We start from the raw sequence: 15,089 nt of genomic DNA, 5'->3' as shown, positions 1-15,089 counted from the left end.
AATGCTCTTTAGTCGGTATTCATCAAGGAAGCCAGATCAACACTGCTCCACTGTCTGCCGAAACGATATATTAAAATAAGGGCGCACGCAACATCACCCACGATCATGCCAAGCCAAAAACCCGCGCCACCTAAATGCCAGTGATACGCAAAAACATAGCCAGACAGCAAGCCTAAGCCTGAAAACGCCACCAAGCTAATCCACAGCGGCGCCCGTGTATCATTTAATCCGCGCAAGGCGCCCACAGCCACCAAACGCAGGGCATCAAACAACTGAAACACCGCCGCAATCGCCAAAAAAAGCACCGCAATCTGTATCGCATTCAAGCTGAGACTCCGCGTTTGATCCACTGAAATCAAAAGCCGTGGCGCAAACCAATATGCCAAAGCCACAATGAACATACCGCCCACGGCTAAAACAAAACCCGCATGCATTGCTAAGCGAATACTTGAGCGATCATTACGCCCCACCGCATGACCCACGCGCGCAGAAACCGCCTGAGAAATACCAAACACCACGGCCATTAATAAGGCTAAATATTGAAATGTGATTTGGTGAGCCGCCAAGGTATCCAAACCGAAGTGCCCCATAAAAAAAGTAATAATCGCAAAATAACCAACTTCTGAACCATACATTAAACCAATCGGCCAACCGATCTGAAAAATCTTTTTCACAACCTTTAAATGCAAGCCGCGCAAAGATTTGAACAAGGGGTACTGTCGCCCCACATCTGAGTAAGTGATGTATAGCGCAATCAAGACCATGGCAATGATAAATACGGTTGTAAACCCATAGCCTACACCGGCAATCCCAAAAGCCGGCAAGCCAAATTTGCCGAAAGTAAACGCGTAGTTAAATAGCATTTCAAACGGCACTTGCAAAAGGCTGATCCACATCACCAATTGTGTTTTACCAATACCAATTAAAAACTGTTCCATCACAATCAAAATCGCCAAAGGTAGCATGCACCACGACAAGGCATGCAAATACGGCGTCGCATAGGCCAAAATACTCGCGGGTTGCTTGGTCCAGATAAACAGGTAGTTTTCAAAATACATCACAACCATGACCGGTATGGCAAGTAACACGGCGACAATCATGCCTTGCGCGCCCAATCGAGAAGCTTCCCCGTATTGTTTGGCACCGACACGCTGTGCCACCAAGACGCTGATGGAGTTAAGCATACCAAAAACCAACACCAACAAAGTCACCCAGCTCATGCCCACCAAAGCACTTGCGGCCAGCGCGATTTTGCCCAGGTGCGCAACAATCACCGTACCAACAAAACCGCTGGCGGACTGGACTAAGGAGGATGCGACAAGGGGCATCGCCATGCTAAATGTTTGTTTCAATTCGGCCTGAAAAGGCTTTACGGATGTCATGAGGGGGCCTGTGTTCAATGTTAATAACTATACGATGCTTGGGCTTAGCGCGGCAAGCGAGACGATAACGAAGCTGTGGGTGAAATCTTCATTGGCGATCTTCCCAAAACATTGAACCAAACAATAAAATAGTCGCGCACTATGCCATAGGCTGCTACACTTCGCAAGTTTTTTGAACAATCATTGATATGACCGCCATGAGCAGCACGATCGCTAAAAACAAAAAAGCCTCGCACGATTACTTCTTTGAAGAACAGCTCGAGGCAGGTTTGTGCCTGGAAGGTTGGGAGCTTAAAAGCATTCGCGCCGGCAAGGTGCATATCAAAGAAGGTTATGTTTTGATTCGCAAGGGCGAAGCGTTTTTATTTGGTGCACACATCACACCTCTAGCTTCTGCCTCAACACACGTCAACCCAGACCCGGTGCGCAACCGTAAACTGTTGCTGCATAAAAAAGAGCTGGATAAACTGATCGGCAAGGTGAAAGAAAAAGGGCTCACACTTGTGCCCGTATCACTTTACTGGAAACGTGGCCGCGTGAAATGTGAAATTGCACTCGCTCGCGGTAAAAAACTCCACGACAAACGTCAAACCCTAAAAGACCGCGATTGGGCGCGCGATAAAGCCCGGATGTTAAAACGCTAAGCAGGGAGACAGCCGATGCCAAGCCTTCAATCCAACGGAATTAATCTTTATTATGAAACCTATGGCCAGGGTGAACCCTTGGTCCTTGTAGCAGGTTTTACCGCAGACCACACCGCTTGGTACACCGTCACAGAAGCCTTATCTAAACATTATCAAGTGATTATTTTCGATAATCGCGGCGCAGGGCAGAGCGATATCCCCAAGGGACCTTACTCAATCGACCAAATGGCTGACGATGTGATTAGTTTGTGTGATGCCCTAGACATTCAGCAAGCGCACTTCATCGGCAGTTCCATGGGTGGATTTATTGTGCAAACGCTGGCACACCGCTATGCAGAACGGGTTAAATCTGTTGTGATCTGCAACTCCGTGGCTAAACCTGAATCTTGCTACAATATATTTGCCGAAGCACAACTTCAGCTCATGAAAGCTGGCGCACCCGCCAAGGCCATTATTCAAATCGGCTTATCTTGGGCATTTTCACAACAATTTTTATCACACAACAATATGCTTGATACCCTGATTGAGCTTAATCTCAACAATCCCTACCCATTTTCTATCGAAGGGTTTGAAGCACAATTTGCCGCACTTCAAGGCTTTGATTCCACGCCCTGGCTATCAAGCCTAAAGCTACCGGTATTAGTCACAGGCTCGGATGAAGATATCGTCTTTCTTGAACCCTCGATGAAACACATCGCCGATACGGTGAAAGATGCTGAGTACTACCGTTTCGAGCGCTGCGGGCATTTGCCGTATATCGAGTATCCTGAAGCGTTTGTTTCGCGAGTGTTGCTCTTCTTACAGCAATCCTAGAGCCACTCTGCTTAAAAACCATCCAGGTCCCCTAGATGCACATATAAATATCTATATGTGCACTTACCACAATAAAAGAACTTATTAGAAAATTTCCTGGAACACAAGAAATGCCTGATGAGAATGAAATAATTTACCATTACACCTCGCTAGCCGGACTGAAGGGCATCGTTGAGAGTAGTACGCTATGGTTAACTGATTTTCACCACCTCAATGATCCAACGGAAATAAGGTATGGCATATCAGCTTTTGCAAACCATTTATTTCCAAACAGCCATGAAGACAGAATCAACTTTATCGCTACGCAGGATGAGGCCCTAAAAGAAAAACCTTTTTACACAGCCTCCTTTTCCGAACAACAAAACTACTTGCCTGCCTGGCGTGAATATGGCGATGACGGCCTGGGCTTCTCAATTGGGTTTTCGCGACAAGCGTTGGAAAAAGAGTGGTTTTCCTTCGAACAGGATAAACCCTATGTTCAAAGTATCTCTGGTGCCGTTAGCTACGCTTGCCCAAAAACCTTTTCTGACTCACTAAAAGATTGGTTCGCAGAAGCTCGAGCTTACTTGGAGACGATCAAAAAAGATAAAGCTCAGTACCAACTATTTCATCTCGCCATTAACTCATTAATTCCATTGCTCAAACACCCCTGCTTTCAAGAAGAAAAAGAAATTAGGGTTGCAAACTCAAACTTATGCTTAAACGGATCACTCACAGACAGCCCTCACGAGGTTTTTTATCGGCACCAAAACCCCAAACAACCATTCATTAAAAGCATTCCCTATATTTCCCGGCCGATTAAGCATAGCTGGATTAAAGAAATTTGGGCAGGACCAAGAACAAGCAACAATCACGCTGATCAAGAAATTAAAAAATTATTTACGCAAATAACAAACGTGGAAGAATACAAAATCCGCATCAACCATTCCACCTTACCTTACAAAAACCCAGAAAAATTTTTTGAATGATTAACCAAATAAAAAGCCAAAAAATTTTGCTCGCTTTGACTAAAAAACTTAAAACGAATCCAATCAACCGCCAAGCATCACAAGCCCATTATCAACAAGCTCGCTCAAAAAGGGCTGAACATCCTGCTCGCACGTTTCGCGAGTGACTTCGTATTGAGACAACAGACCTGAGATCAAATCATCATAGGTTTTTGGGGTTTCAAGTAGAGCCCAAATGGCTGCGCCCACGGGGTTTAAACTAAAATAAACGCCTTGGTCTGCATCCATCATTACAAGATCGTCGTCAACGTTTGCGGCCATTAATGTCGTGTTTCGGCTCAGTACTGTATTGTTTGAGAAGCTTTTCATATTTGATTGACCAAACGATTGTGTTAGCTTCTCCAAAAGCTTCCGCCAGCATCACCCTCTGCGCCCTCACCACCACCCGCTGTTACAACAGGCAGCGACAAGATCATTAAGCTTGGGCTATGCCAGGCACTTTTTTTAAAATCATCATGCATTGGATTGTGCTCAGTTATGCTATCTATCCTTGTATGTGCTGACTAGGATAAACGCCCATTGGTGGTTAGGCAAGCCCAAGCATCATTAAATAAAAAAACCGCGGCGGCGGGAGTCGAAAACGCAGCCGGTCAAAACGTAGTCAATTTAATGCTGCCAAAGACAATCAAATACAATGAAATACAGCTTCTATCAAAGAGTTAACAAAGTTGCTAAATTGTCGAATTGTATTTCATTGTCACTGATTGTCGGCAGATGATCCCCTGGTGATCCCCCGGATTCACGGATTATATTGTGCAAAAATAATAGGCGGATGTGGGGATGTTTTCCTGACTCTTGCATAGGGTAAGATTTTCTTATATGATGACTTTAAGTATCAATTTAATGCGTGTAATTGTAGTATAAATGAAAAATGTTCCTCATGTTATTCCTTATCAAGGAAGCAAGAGAAATCTTGCTAAGCGTATTTGCACTCTTATGCCAAAAAGTGTTAATACTTTCTATGAACCGTTTGCTGGATCTGCGGCAGTAACTATTTATGCGGCCTCTAATAATTTAGCCAAACAATATGTAATAGCTGACTCTCTTGAGCCTCTGGCCAAACTTTGGGAAGAGATTATTAATCATCCAGAGAAAACTGGTAGGCGTTACGAAGAAATATGGAAGGGTTATGCAGAGAGCCCTGATTATTTTCTGAAAATTCGTGAGCGCTTTAATGCAGAGAAAGATCCAGTGGATCTTCTCTACCTAGTGGCAAGATGTGTAAAAAATGCAGTACGCTTTAATAGGAATGGTGATTTTACGCAATCTGCGGATAAGAGACGTTTAGGTACGCGGCCAGAAAGGATGAAAAAATCAATCAATGAAGTTAGTCAACTTCTCAAAGGAAGGGTAATTGTGCGTTGTGGCGATTTCCGAGATAGTATTAAGGACGCCAAACTAGGTGATTTAGTTTACATGGATCCTCCATATCACGGAACTACGTATGGTCGTGATAAGCGTTATTTTATGCAGCTTGGAAGAGATGCGCTGATAGAAGGGTTAGAATTTATCAATAATAGGGACGTTCCTTTCATACTTTCATATGACGGTAAAACGGGTAATGTGGAGTATGCAGATGAGCTCCCTGAATATTTGAAAATGAAGCGTCTTTGGATTGCAGCAGGCCGCTCTTCCCAGGCAACACTTTCGGGTCGATCTGAAGAGACAATTGAAAGCCTTTATATTTCGCGCCAGTTATTACATTATGCGGATAGTTGGTGTCAAAAAGGAGGGGTAATATAAAAAAGAAAAAATCGCTGGCTTTTCTAATTACTGTCAGAAAAACTGTCTTTTAGTAATTTTTTAATAAGTGATTGTGGAGATTGGTTTTCTTTTTTTGCTTCTGTGACTAGTAGTTCGTATTGCTTGCAGTTATCTCCAGACCACAAGATATCTAAACGACGTTCTGGTTTCATTGCAATATGAGAATAGTTTTCCGGATATGCCCAAAAACAATTTTCACAGATATTTTTATCTTTGTTTGTGCGGAAGTTTTCGCATGATTCACAAGACCAACTTTTTGCGCGTTGTTCAGAAGCATCTAGTAGCATATAATGCTCAACATCTTCGTTTGCGTCGTTGCCCGCCACTTCATAGGGGATACGATGATCTATTTGTAAGTATCGAGGGTTAATCTTTTCGTTAGTTAGAACTGAGCATGATCCATATCTCTCAATTAGCTTTTTTTTAAATTGTATAGAGAATGCTTTTCTGCCTCCAATTCTGCCTTTAGTTTTTTCACTAAAATCAAATTTATAGGCTGCAATCTTCCGCCCTGTTTTTTTGCTTACTACCTTGTAGGTTTTTAGCGGGATTCCATTTTCTCTTACATCTCTAGCGGCTCTTGGCGGATGATCATAGGCATAGATATCACTTAATTCTTCAGTTGTTATAAAGCCATTCTGAAGAATGTGGTTAATGACGGTGCGTGCACGTTTGCCTTCAACTGCTATACAAGCCTCGTAAAATTCTTGAGACATGTTATCTGGCTTGCTAATTTTGTTCATTATCTCTTACCAATAGCTGATATGGCTTGACCTTAAATGCTTTAGCTAGTGCCTCAATAGCTGCTAGAGTAACGTTTCTCTCTCCTCTTTCTATGGAGCCAATATATGTTCGATGATAGCCACATATATCAGCAAGCTCTTCTTGTGTCATATTCATTTTTATTCGTTCAATACGAACATTTTGAGCAAATATTTTTTGCAACTTGTCAGGATGATTCTGTAAAATTTGATGCTTCATGTTGCTTATTAGTATCGAAAAGATGACTTTATGTCTACAGACTATAAGTATCTTTGGTTTATTTGCATTGGCGCAAACCGTTTTTATAGTAGCTAGTTAATAACAGGTTTACCTTTATTGTAACTGCCTGCCAGTGAATCATCGGAAAAAATATCTTCCTTCATTGATTTCCTGCGGTCTTTTCAATAACTAAAAAATGAAAATCAATTAAAGTTAAAGAGAAATGGTTTGTTGTCTTTTGTTATACCTAGTTACTGCTTGGTGCACAGATTTAGGCGTTTTGAGACTTGAAATAGTTAGCTTTTGGGTATTTCAAGGCTCACTAGTGATTTTCTAGCTAAAATATTATCGAGCATGGCCTTATGTTAGGCTTATGGTGTGACTTGGGACAAGATTGCGATGCTGGTATGATATATGTTTTTTAATGGTATATTAAGCTCTCCTTTAAGCCTTCCAAACAAACGCCTAACTGGTCGGGCAAAAAGAACTTTTAGAGCCGAAGCTTAAAATTGTTATTAAGGTAAGTGAGCAACGGTATTTAGGGAAATAGAAATGAAAGTGGCAAAGCTTGAGATTAAAAATTTTAGGGGAATACATTCAGCGAATTTATTCTTTCCAGATCACGCGGTACTGCTTGGTGATAATAATACTGGTAAATCAACTATTTTTGAAGCACTTGATTTGGTTTTAGGCCCAGATAGACTTAATAGACGTCCCATCATCGATGAACATGATTTTTATAATGGGATGTACAGATCAGATGATCAGCTTGTAGAGATATCTATTGAAGCAGTTGTTGTCGATTTAAATGAAGAACAACAGCGCCATTTTTCTGATACTATCGAGTGGTGGAACAAAGACAAAAAAGAATTAATTTCTGAACTAAATAGCGTTGATAGGGATTCAACATTGGCAGCCTTACGCGTCTGTTTTAAAGGTTATTATGATGCTGATGAAGACGATTTTACTGGTGCTACTTACTTTACGAGAAGCTTGGTTGATAATGATACGTCTCAACCTTTTAAGAAAAAAGACAAGCAAAAATGTGGCTTTCTATATCTTCGCTCAATAAGAACGGGATCTCGCGCATTAAGTTTAGAGCATGGTAGCTTATTAGATATTATTCTTCGTATAAAAGAAGTACGACCACAAATGTGGGAAAAAACGATTGAAGAATTAAGCACACGTGACGTGGCATCTGAATCAGAGCTTGGTGTTGTAGGAATTCTTAAAAATATAGAAAGTAGCATTAAAAAATTTGTTCCTAAAGAATGGGGTGCTTCGCCTCATTTGAAAATTTCTAATCTCACGAGAGAGCATTTAAGAAAAATCATTACAGCCTTTGTTACCACTGGCAATGGCGATCATTATCTGCCATTTTATCGTCAAGGCACAGGAACAATTAACATGCTAGTGCTTGCTATGCTTTCCATGATTGCTGAGGCGAAACAAAATGTTATTTTTGCTATGGAAGAACCAGAAACGGCAATTCCCCCATATACCCAAAAACGTATCGTGCATGAAATACGGCTACTATCATCCCAAACATTTTTTACCTCTCACTCACCTTACGTAATAGAAGAATTTAATTTAGATGAAACAGTTATTTTATCCCGAAATTCCAATGGCGTACTTAATCAGGCAAAAGTTGAGTTGCCAGATAGCATTAAGCCTAAAAGATATAGACAAGAATTTCGTACGAGGTTTTGCGAAGGGTTATTGTCAAGACGGGTATTAATTGTTGAAGGAGCGACAGAAGCTGCTGCTATGCCAGTTGTTGCAAGACGTTTAGTTGAGCTAAATTCAAATGATTATGCAAATTTTGAAATGCTAGGCCTTTGCGTGATTGATGCTGGAACTGATTCACAATTAGTAGCTTTAGCTAATGTGTACAAAAACCTTGATAAGCAAGTATTTGGTTTATGTGATAAACAAATGGATGAGAATAAAGGAAATATAGAAAAAGCAGTTGATCAGTTATTTATGCATGACGAGAAAGGCTTTGAGGATCTTGTTTTGAATAATACAGCGCAAGATGCAATTACTAGATTTATCGATAGTTTAGAATGGCCGCAAGATTTAAAACAAAAATATGAAAATCCAAAAGAAAACTCAGCCGATGCGCTAAAGGCTTACTTTATAAAGTACAAGGGGGACGGTGCTATAGCAAGTTTTTTAGCGCAATGTGCGGAAAATGAAATACCTGACTGGATAAAGAATACTTGCAAAGAAATTAAATTACTATGTAATGGCGAAAATAATGTAGACCTGGCACAGAAAGAGGTGCCTATTGAATCTGTCTAACAAGCAGCGTGAAATTTTGCAAGCAACAGGGCACCTATTAATCATTGGCGGACCAGGAGCAGGCAAAACAACTATTTCAATCTTGAAGGCAATTAACATAGCAAATGAACTTAGTGATGGGCGGAAGATATTGTTTCTAAGCTTTGCGAGGCAAAGTGTAGCACGAATTGTCGAAACCTTAGAAAAACATGCTAAAAATAACTTGCATGATTGTAAGAATATCAAAATCGATACTTATCATTCATTTTTTTGGAAAATTATGAAATCACATGGTTATTTATTGGGATTGCCAAGAAAACTATCAGTATTGAATCCACCTGCTGAGGCCGTTGCTCTATCTTCAATAAGACATCAATATGGTTCTATTTCCCAGCTAACTGAGACAGATATTAATAATAAAAATAAGGAAGAAAGTGCCAAGAGACATCAGATAGCCAAAAATGAAGGGCGTGTGTGTTTTGATTTATTTGCCAATTATGTTCATGATATTTTGCTTGGCAGCGAAAAGATTAAAAAATTAATTTCGGATACATATCCTTATATCATTCTTGATGAGTTTCAAGATACCAGTGCTGCACAATGGGATGTTGTTAATCTGCTTGGTCAAAATAGTGAATTAATCGCTTTGGCTGACCCAGAGCAGAGGATTTATGATTTTATTGGCGCGGATCCGGAAAGGCTAACTCATTTTATAAAGGAATTTAACCCAAGTGAATTTAATCTGCAAGATGAAAATCATCGTAGTCACGGCACTGATATATTATTATTTGGTAACGACATATTAAAAGGTAAAAATTTTCGAGACAACTATGTTGGGGTATGTTGCAAGACTTTTGAGCCAAATAAAAACCAAGCTTTTGCTGCCCTAAAAGGTCAAGCCTTACAATCAGTAAAAAGATTAAAATCAAGCTCTAATCATGACTGGTCAGTTGCTGTCCTAGTACCCACAAAAAAAATGATGCGGGATGTATCTAATTATTTTGGTAGCAAGCAAAATAAGCTGCCTATTATTCCGCATACTGCCTCTATAGACATGAATGCTACTTTGTTAGCGGCTGAGATATTTGCATTCTTTTTTCAGCCTAAAAAAGCAGATGACGATCAATCACTGTTCATTGAATTAGTGTGCAATTTTTTTCAGGGAAAAGGCAGTGATTCGCCTACTAAGAAAGATATTAGCGAATCGACTAACATAAAAAAAGCTTACGACAAATTCATTCAGGAAAAAAAATTTGCAAAAAATAGTATACTTAAGCCAATGCTTGAAGGATATGACTCAGCACGTGGTATATCACTAACAGGTACTCCAAAGGTTGATTGGCAACATATTTCGTCTGCTTTAGAAAAGTCTGGCTGCAAAAGATTGAAACAAATCATTGAAGAGGTAAAGAACTTAAAGTTATTGAGACGAGGTGTGCAACTAAGAAATATTTTATCGCAAGCTTGGAGAGACAGAGGAGCTTATACTAATGCCTTGGATTCTTTTAGGCGATTTTTTCAGAAGGAGCATTTTTCTGTATCATCAAGGTCTGAATATGGTGTGGTGATCATGAATATGCATAAATCGAAAGGGAAACAGTTTGATGAGGTGATTATTTTTGAAGGATGGCCACAGAAAAAGGAAGGAAAATTAATTGGAAACCCTGATCGCATTGTCAGAGGAAATACAAATAGCCAGGACTTGGTTCATTACAAATACATGCTGAGGGTTAGCGTGACGCGGGCAATGGCTCGTTGCACTATCCTTACACCAACGGGCGACCCTTGTATATTAATACCAAACCATTTGTTAGATAAGTAATAGCCACTTTTATTTATAATGAGTTAGGCAACATTTATGACAAGCATTAGGTTTATGTGTGGTTGCTAAGCTTAATTCTCATTTGTATCCACTCTTCAATCTCTTGCTCAACCCATGCAACACTGCGGTTGCCACTTAATTGAATTTGTCGGGGGAACTGATTTTCTGATATCATAAGGTATATAGATGAGCGTGACAGCCCTGTGCGATGTTTTACTTCTTTGAGCCTCAATAATCTTGTTGGTTTTTTATCTGTTTCTAACATTTTTGTACTCCTTGATTAAATTTAGGTTATGTTATTAAAGCTTAATTTATATAGGAGATAAAAGCATGGGTGTGAAAGAAACTGAAACTCGAGTTGCAACGGGTGTTTACGTTAGAATTTCCAAAACAGGAAAAAAGAGTTTACGGATAACATTTCGTTATCGATATAAGTACTGCCGTGAAAAACTGAATTTTACAGTTAATACAAGAAATATCAAAAAAGCCATTCGCTTGAGAAAAGAGCTTTTAAAAGCGATTGCTTTTGGCGACTTTAATTATACTGATTTTTTTCCTTATTCAAAAAATGCAATTAGGTTTGGACATGTGCCAAAGGCAACGCTTGTCAATGAGTTAATAGATTTGTATTTAGAAAGGATAAAACAACGTGTAAGCGACAATACTTATGATCGCTATCAAAGGACATGTAATAAACATTTAAGACTGGCTTTTGGAAAGTTACCTGTAACTGAACTCAGCGCAGGTATTATTTGGGATTGGTTGAATAAATTTAAGTGTCAGCGAAAAACTATCCTTAATATATTGACGCCACTGAGGTACGTTGTTGCAGAGGCTATGATCCGAGGCTATCTTACGGTTAATCCTTTTACGCTTATTGATCTTAAACTTTTAACGAGAATTAAATCAACTTATGAAGTTAATCCGTTTACACAAGCTGAAATTTATAAGTTGTTAGCGACTGCAGAAGGGCAAATTAAAAATCTATTTCAATTTGCTTTCTATACTGGCTTGCGTACCGCAGAATTGGTTGGTTTGCGCTGGGAGGACGTTGATTTAGAAAATGGTTTTATTTACATCAGACGTATTGTTGTTCAAGGTAAAGTAAGGCCTACTAAAACGAAGAGGAGCAGGAGAACCGTACAGCTTTTACGTCCTGCTTTAAGTGCTTTAAAAGCACAAAAGCAGTATACGCTCTGGCAGCAATCCTATATATTTTTCAACCCTCAAAAAAAGCGACCATGGAAAGATGCGAGCGAAATGCGGAAACAGGCATGGCTGCCATTATTCAAGATAACCAATATTGAATATCGTAATTTATATCAAACACGTCATACATTTGCGTCGATGATGGTATCGGGTGGCGAGTATTTTCCATGGGTTTCTGGGCAGATGGGGCATGAAACAATGTTGACAACAGCACGGTACTATACGCGGTGGATTCCGGATCAAAATATTTTTGGAGGTTATCGGCCTGTTAATCAGTGGTAAGTTTTCAGTTGTTTCCCGCCAATTTCCCGCGGCCTTTTGAGTTGATAAGAAAGTCCAAATAAATCAAGCGGTTGCGTTGGTGGAGGCGGCGGGAGTTGAACCCGCGTCCGCAAAATCGCAACACAAAGGTCTACATGCTTAGAGCGGTCTTTTGTGTCACCTTATGCGCTCCGACCGACAGGATCACACAAGGCAAGCCTAGCGGTTACATTTAACGACGATGTTGCTAGACACTCCACGTCGCGATCCCGCTAAATTACCAGCTTCCACACGCGCGGGCTCACGCGGTCGCTGGGCTGTGTCGTAGGTTTAGTACGACGAGAGAGGATTTCTCCTCTGCCGGTTAGGCAGCGATAGCGTCCTCAGCAGCAAAAGTAGTATCGTTTGCAATTATAACGATTGCAGCTTGTTTAGCGAGTAGCTTACACACTCGGCATGCACTTTGGGTCTTGTAAATCACGTCGAAACCAATGACGCCCCCAAATATACGGACGCATCATAGCACAGCTGGTTTAAAAATGCGCGAAGTTTATCGCATCGGCACAGGTGATTTTTGCCTAGCTGGCCTCACTTCAAGCTTATCACCTAAAGCTCACTGGAGCGAAGACCGGCTGATTATCCAGCGGCCCTAACTTAGCCAGGATAAGCTGCTCAAGCTTACTATTTTCTCCAAGCACGCGACGCAGGCTTGGTAAAACTTCCGTTTGGATATTTTGATTGACGTGGCCACTCTCTGTGATCGCCTCGACTGCATTAATCACGTTGCCAACACAGCCTTTTAACCCTTGTTCTGAAGAACCCAGAGACAGGTAATAACCCCGCGCAACCACACGAACAAGGCTGTAGGGGCTCAACAAAGTCAACAAAAAAGCGTTAAAACCTTGTTGCTTATTAAAGTAGGTTAAAAGCAACCTCCTCAATGGAAAATCCGTTTTTTTCTGGCATTCGTCAGCAACCTGGTATTCGAGGATATTACCAATCACTGATGGAAGCGGCTGAAAACCCAATGGAGGCCTATCACTTTGAGCATCAACCTGTAAACACCGAAGCCGAGCAATAAGGTCAGAGTAGGCTTCTTTATAAAGGGGATCGGCCTCAAGCTGTTCAATAAAATATGAACACAATGGAAGGGCGTTTTGTGGCTCTTGAAACATAGAAAAAACTCGCTCGTTCTTATTTTTCTGGTGCCATTGTATCAAAAAATACAAGGTTGATCAATTTCTAAACCCTGACGTGTCTAAACCCTAACGCTGTAACACGGTCTGATAATAATGGAGCATATAGGCCGGAATATAGCCGATAAGTTTGTTGTGGGATGTCGTTTTAACCACTTTATCCGCCCAGGGCAAATTCTCAAAACGCGCCAGAAAGCCTGAGTCTTGCATAAGCTCAAAGACATTTTCCAAGGTACCTGGTGCAATGCCGCCCACTTTTTGCTGCTTTGAATACACGTCTTCAGGCAGACCGTGGGCCTTTAAGTACTCACGCACCATATAGCGCGCCACGCCATCTCGGCGCTTAAATCGTGCCGGCAAGTGAAAACAAAACTCCACAAGTTTCGGGTAAAGTAAAGGGTAGCGGTATTCAAAGCCTGTGGCATTGGCCAAAATGCCATGGTGCTCAATGCGACCGCGCAAAAAACAACTGGTTGAACCTTGAAGCCGATCCCATTCAAACGCACGAATGCTTGTGTAATAACGCTTTTTAGAGAACGTTGTTTTAGGTGGCAACCCTTTAAAACCCTGACGACACAGCATGTAGCTGAGCTTGGCGGTACTTTCTGATCGACTCAGCACATGAAAGATCGCAGGGTGCATCGCCTTGAATAATTGTTCGGCTTTTTTTAACGTCGTGAACGACAATAAGCTGCTGGCCTGTTCTTTAAAAAATGCTTGCCAAACGGCACGCGCGCCCCGCTCACGAAATTGGCCGGCAAGGTAAGCTGACTCCGGCGCGTGAGAAGACACACACTCATCACCACCAGCGCCCGATAATAAAATCCGCTTGCCAGACTGCGCCACGGCGCGCCCAACGTTCTGCGCCATTACCGGTAAAATACAGGATGCCGGCCCTGCAAACACCCGGGCTGCGAACTCAAGCTCTGCAAAGAAATCAAAGTTTTTCGCATCCACAAACGACACATCGCTCAAACCAAAATACGAAAGCACTTGCTTGGCCAAGTGGCTATCATCCACTTGGTCAAAACGAGGATTTTCTGGCGCGACATGCATAAACAAAGGATAGTGCAAGCCCAGCGACTGAGCCGCCGTTAAAATACTGGATGAATCCAGTCCACCGCTGAGCTCGCCGGCAATATCGTGCTCACAGCCCTGCGTGTTGTGATGCAGCGACTCTTGCATCAACTCGTCAAAGCGATTGAAATACGCTTGATCACTTTTCAGCACAAGATCATCTGCATTGGGGTCCAGCTGCCAGTAGCGATGTTTTTTCAGCTCGCCTTGTGCTGTGAGATACACAATGGTGCCCGGCTCAACGCTGTATATGTGTTGGTAAATCGTTTTGTCAGTGTATGTGCGCCGCTGAGCCATAAGCTTAAGCACTTCATCGTGATCTAAAACAGGATGGGTTTCTAGCTTTTGAATAATGTCAGGGATGGTGTGACCGTAGATTAGCGTTTTTTGATCGTAGTAATAATATAACGGCTCCTGGCCAAATTCGCTTCGGGCGAGGACTAATGAAGGGTTGGATAGTGCTCGAAGGTGGTTTTTATCAAAACCCGCAGGAGTAAGCATTCCTTTGTACGATTCCAAGCTTTCGCTAGCGCAAATAATGTGTAGAGCCGTCAACAAAGACTAGCTCCACATACCATTGACTTCGTCACCACCGCCGTCACCGCCCTGAGTAACATTTGAAACCGATACAACAAGAAGATGCGGCCTTA

General features: G+C 41.5%; 14 protein-coding genes and 1 other RNA gene. 7 read left to right on the top strand and 8 right to left on the bottom strand.

Going from position 1 to position 15,089, the window contains the following annotated elements; translation table 11 throughout:
* Positions 1-8 precede the first annotated feature (8 nt).
* On the bottom strand, positions 9-1,382 hold the full coding sequence (locus COV52_06055; GenBank protein ID PIR11065.1) for a hypothetical protein: 1,374 nt from the start codon (positions 1,380-1,382) through the stop codon (positions 9-11).
* Between the two features lie 188 nt (positions 1,383-1,570).
* Here COV52_06055 and smpB point away from each other — a divergent pair, with 188 nt between their 5' ends.
* The 3 genes from smpB to COV52_06040 all read left to right on the top strand — a co-directional run bounded on the left by smpB (position 1,571) and on the right by COV52_06040 (position 3,807).
* Positions 1,571-2,026: an SsrA-binding protein gene (gene smpB / locus COV52_06050; protein PIR11064.1), complete on the top strand. Its 456-nt coding sequence runs from the start codon at positions 1,571-1,573 to the stop codon at positions 2,024-2,026.
* Between the two features lie 15 nt (positions 2,027-2,041).
* Complete coding sequence (locus tag COV52_06045) at positions 2,042-2,839, top strand: alpha/beta hydrolase (GenBank protein PIR11063.1); 798 nt, start codon at positions 2,042-2,044, stop codon at positions 2,837-2,839.
* Between the two features lie 110 nt (positions 2,840-2,949).
* Positions 2,950-3,807, top strand: coding sequence for a hypothetical protein (locus COV52_06040; protein ID PIR11062.1), 858 nt, complete (start codon positions 2,950-2,952; stop codon positions 3,805-3,807).
* Positions 3,808-3,870: 63 nt separating this feature from the next.
* Here COV52_06040 and COV52_06035 read toward each other — a convergent pair whose 3' ends face one another.
* A complete protein-coding gene (locus tag COV52_06035) occupies positions 3,871-4,155 on the bottom strand; it encodes a PqqD family protein (protein ID PIR11061.1) in 285 nt (94 codons plus the stop codon).
* Between the two features lie 555 nt (positions 4,156-4,710).
* Between COV52_06035 and COV52_06030 the strand changes: the two genes are divergently transcribed.
* Positions 4,711-5,589, top strand: coding sequence for a DNA methyltransferase (locus COV52_06030; GenBank protein PIR11060.1), 879 nt, complete (start codon positions 4,711-4,713; stop codon positions 5,587-5,589).
* Positions 5,590-5,612: 23 nt separating this feature from the next.
* On the opposite strand, the gene COV52_06025 is transcribed toward COV52_06030, so the two are convergent.
* Complete coding sequence (locus COV52_06025; protein ID PIR11148.1) at positions 5,613-6,326, bottom strand: HNH endonuclease; 714 nt, start codon at positions 6,324-6,326, stop codon at positions 5,613-5,615.
* A gap of 13 nt (positions 6,327-6,339) precedes the next feature.
* On the bottom strand, positions 6,340-6,591 hold the full coding sequence (locus COV52_06020) for a transcriptional regulator (GenBank protein PIR11059.1): 252 nt from the start codon (positions 6,589-6,591) through the stop codon (positions 6,340-6,342).
* A 552-nt stretch (positions 6,592-7,143) separates the two neighbouring features.
* Between COV52_06020 and COV52_06015 the strand changes: the two genes are divergently transcribed.
* Positions 7,144-8,895: an ATP-dependent endonuclease gene (locus COV52_06015; protein ID PIR11058.1), complete on the top strand. Its 1,752-nt coding sequence runs from the start codon at positions 7,144-7,146 to the stop codon at positions 8,893-8,895.
* Positions 8,882-10,696 (top strand): AAA family ATPase, encoded by a 1,815-nt coding sequence (locus tag COV52_06010; GenBank protein PIR11057.1) that lies wholly within the window; start codon positions 8,882-8,884, stop codon positions 10,694-10,696. Before COV52_06015 ends, COV52_06010 begins: the two co-directional genes overlap by 14 nt.
* Before the next feature lie 52 nt (positions 10,697-10,748).
* Here COV52_06010 and COV52_06005 read toward each other — a convergent pair whose 3' ends face one another.
* Complete coding sequence (locus COV52_06005; GenBank protein ID PIR11056.1) at positions 10,749-10,961, bottom strand: hypothetical protein; 213 nt, start codon at positions 10,959-10,961, stop codon at positions 10,749-10,751.
* Positions 10,962-11,026: 65 nt separating this feature from the next.
* On the opposite strand from COV52_06005, the gene COV52_06000 reads away from it, so the two are divergent.
* Positions 11,027-12,187: a site-specific integrase gene (locus COV52_06000; GenBank protein PIR11055.1), complete on the top strand. Its 1,161-nt coding sequence runs from the start codon at positions 11,027-11,029 to the stop codon at positions 12,185-12,187.
* A gap of 77 nt (positions 12,188-12,264) precedes the next feature.
* On the opposite strand, the gene ssrA is transcribed toward COV52_06000, so the two are convergent.
* From ssrA to COV52_05985, 3 genes are all read right to left on the bottom strand, one after another.
* Positions 12,265-12,668, bottom strand: a transfer-messenger RNA (tmRNA) gene (gene ssrA / locus COV52_05995).
* 100 nt (positions 12,669-12,768) lie between these two features.
* Positions 12,769-13,341 carry a hypothetical protein gene (locus COV52_05990; protein ID PIR11054.1) on the bottom strand — a complete coding sequence of 191 codons (573 nt, stop codon included), beginning with the start codon at positions 13,339-13,341 and terminating at the stop codon, positions 12,769-12,771.
* A gap of 90 nt (positions 13,342-13,431) precedes the next feature.
* On the bottom strand, positions 13,432-14,940 hold the full coding sequence (locus tag COV52_05985) for a hypothetical protein (GenBank protein ID PIR11053.1): 1,509 nt from the start codon (positions 14,938-14,940) through the stop codon (positions 13,432-13,434).
* Between the last annotated feature and the right edge of the window lie 149 nt (positions 14,941-15,089).

It is taken from the genome of Gammaproteobacteria bacterium CG11_big_fil_rev_8_21_14_0_20_46_22 (genome assembly GCA_002796245.1).
Lineage (GTDB): Bacteria > Pseudomonadota > Gammaproteobacteria > UBA12402 > UBA12402 > 1-14-0-20-46-22.
The sequence above is the reverse complement of the archived record's forward strand: the minus strand, read 5'-3'. Positions and strand labels throughout refer to the sequence as shown.